The sequence below is a fragment of the Acidimicrobiales bacterium genome (genome assembly GCA_036273495.1).
Lineage (GTDB): Bacteria > Actinomycetota > Acidimicrobiia > Acidimicrobiales > JAJPHE01 > DASSEU01.
Genome location: DASUHN010000344.1, coordinates 1 through 2,289, shown reverse-complemented (window position 1 = coordinate 2,289; position 2,289 = coordinate 1). Strand labels below are relative to the sequence as shown.

The window sequence follows — 2,289 nt, the reverse complement described above, 5'->3', positions numbered from 1 at the left end:
GCCCCCGCTGCGCTCCACGCAGCCGTAGCCGCAGCGGGACACCCCGGGGTCGATGCCGAGCACGAACACCCGTTCGAATTTACCGTCCCGGTCCCTCCGCCGGGGGGATCCCTACGCCTCGATCGTGTCGAGGACGGAGTCCGGGATGTCGAAGTTGGCGAACACGTTCTGGACGTCGTCGAGCTCCTCGAGGGCGTCCATGAGCCGGAGGACCTTGCGGGCGTCTCCCTCGTTGTCCAGCGGGATGGCTGTGGTCGGGAGCATGGTGAGGTCGGCGGAGTCGAACGGGATCTCCGCCTCCTCGAGGGCGGTGCGCACTTGGCCGAGCTCGGTAGGGGGGCTCGTGATCTGCCAGGTGTCCCCCTGGTCGGTCAGGTCCTCGGCGCCGGCGTCGAGGGCCACGAGCATGAGCTCGTCCTCGGTGATCTCCGACTTGTCGGGCCGGTAGCGGGGCAGGATCACCACCCCCTTGCGCTCGAACTGCCACGACACGGCGCCGGGCTCGGCCATCGACCCGCCGTTGCGCGTGAACAGGCTGCGGACCTCGGCGCCGGTCCGGTTCCGGTTGTCGGTCAGGCATTCGACGATCATCGCCACGCCGGCCGGGGCGTAGCCCTCGTAGCTCACCGGCTCGTAGCGCACCCCCTCGAGCTCACCGGTGCCGCGCTTGATGGCCCGCTCGATGGTGTCGGTGGGCACCGACGCGTCGCGCGCCTTGTTGAACATGGTGCGCAGGGTGGCGTTGCTCGTGATGTCCCCCCCGCCCTCGCGCGCCGCCACCTCGACCTGGCGGATCAGCTTGGCGAACAGCTTCCCCCGCGCCTTGTCCTGCGCGCCCTTCTTGTGCTTGATCGTGGCCCACTTCGAGTGACCCGACATCCGCGACTCTCCTGCCTCAGCGCCGCACCGACGCGACGAACAGCTCGTGGATGCGACCGTCCCCCGACAGCTCGGGATGGAAGGCCGCGACGACGTGATGGCCCTGCCGGCACAGCACGGGAGTGGTGGAGCCGTCGGACCGGCGCAGCGACGCCAGCACCTCGACATCCGGCCCCACCTCCTCGACGAGCGGGGCCCGGATGAACACGGCCGGCAGGGCCGGGGGGCCCAGGGCCGGGACGTCGAGCTCGCACTCGAAGGACTCGACCTGACGCCCGAAGCCGTTGCGGCGGACCGAGATGTCCACGACCCCGAACGAGCGCTGGTCCGAACGGCCCCCGCGCACCTCGCGGGCCAGCAGGATCATCCCCGCGCACGTGCCGAGCGCCGGCATCCCGTCGGCGAGCCGCTCCCCGACGGCGGTGGCCAGCCCCGACGACTCCAGGAGCATGGACAGGGTGGTCGACTCCCCCCCGGGAAGCACCAGGGCGTCCACGCCGGCCAGCGCCTCCGGTGTGCGGACCTCGACCGGCTCGGCCCCGATCTCAGCCAGCGCCGAGACGTGCTCCCTGACGTCCCCCTGCAGGGCCAGGACGCCGACCTTCACCTGGCGGCACCGCTATACGGCGCCTTCGGCGCCCCGCCGGGTCCCCTGCACCCCGGCTCCTCCGAGCGTGGGGCCCCGGCCCCACGCCGGCCGTCCTACCACCCGCGCTCGGCCAGCTTGACCGTCAGCTCGCTCTCCTCCTGGCCGACCATCGGGGCGCCGAGGCCCCGGCTCACCTTGGCCACGATGCCGGCGTCCCGGTAGTGGGTGGTGGCCTCGACGATGGCCCGGGCCCGGCGGGCCGGGTCCTCGGACTTGAAGATGCCCGAGCCCACGAACACCGCCTCGGCCCCGAGCTGCATCACCAGGGCGGAGTCGGCCGGGGTGGCGATCCCGCCGGCGCAGAACAGCGGAACCGGCAGGCGGCCGGTCTCGGCCACCTCCTCGACCAGCGCCACCGGGGCCTGGAGCTGCTTGGCCCAGGCGTAGCGCTCGGCGGAGTCGGCCTGGGTGATCTTGCGGACGTCCCCGAGGATCGAGCGCAGGTGGCGGACCGCCTCGACGATGTTGCCGGTCCCCGCCTCCCCCTTGGAGCGGATCAGGGCCGCCCCCTCGGAGATCCGCCGCAGGGCCTCCCCCAGGTTGGTGGCGCCGCAGACGAACGGGACCGTGAACGCCCACTTGTCGATGTGGTGGGCCTCGTCCGCCGGCGTGAGCACCTCGCTCTCGTCGATGTAGTCGACGCGCAGGGCCTCGAGCACCTGGGCCTCGGCAAAGTGGCCGATCCGCGCCTTGGCCATCACCGGGATCGTGACCGCCTCCTGGATGGCCTCGATCAGCGCCGGGTCGCTCATCCGCGCCAC

General features: G+C 72.3%; 3 protein-coding genes. All 3 read right to left on the bottom strand.

The features are described from left to right. Positions 1–111: 111 nt before the first annotated feature. Positions 112–879: a YebC/PmpR family DNA-binding transcriptional regulator gene (locus tag VFW24_14675; GenBank protein ID HEX5268007.1), complete on the bottom strand. Its 768-nt coding sequence runs from the start codon at positions 877–879 to the stop codon at positions 112–114. 16 nt (positions 880–895) lie between these two features. Continuing rightward, positions 896–1,486, bottom strand: coding sequence for a pyridoxal 5'-phosphate synthase glutaminase subunit PdxT (gene pdxT, locus VFW24_14670; protein HEX5268006.1), 591 nt, complete (start codon positions 1,484–1,486; stop codon positions 896–898). 95 nt (positions 1,487–1,581) lie between these two features. Continuing rightward, positions 1,582–2,289: pyridoxal 5'-phosphate synthase lyase subunit PdxS (locus VFW24_14665; GenBank protein HEX5268005.1), on the bottom strand; the 708-nt coding region annotated here is incomplete at its 5' end.

Coding starts and splice junctions, on each gene's coding strand:
- VFW24_14675 (HEX5268007.1), bottom strand. CDS start 879: ATGTCGGGTCACTCGAAGTGGGCCACGATCAAGCACAAGAAGGGCGCG.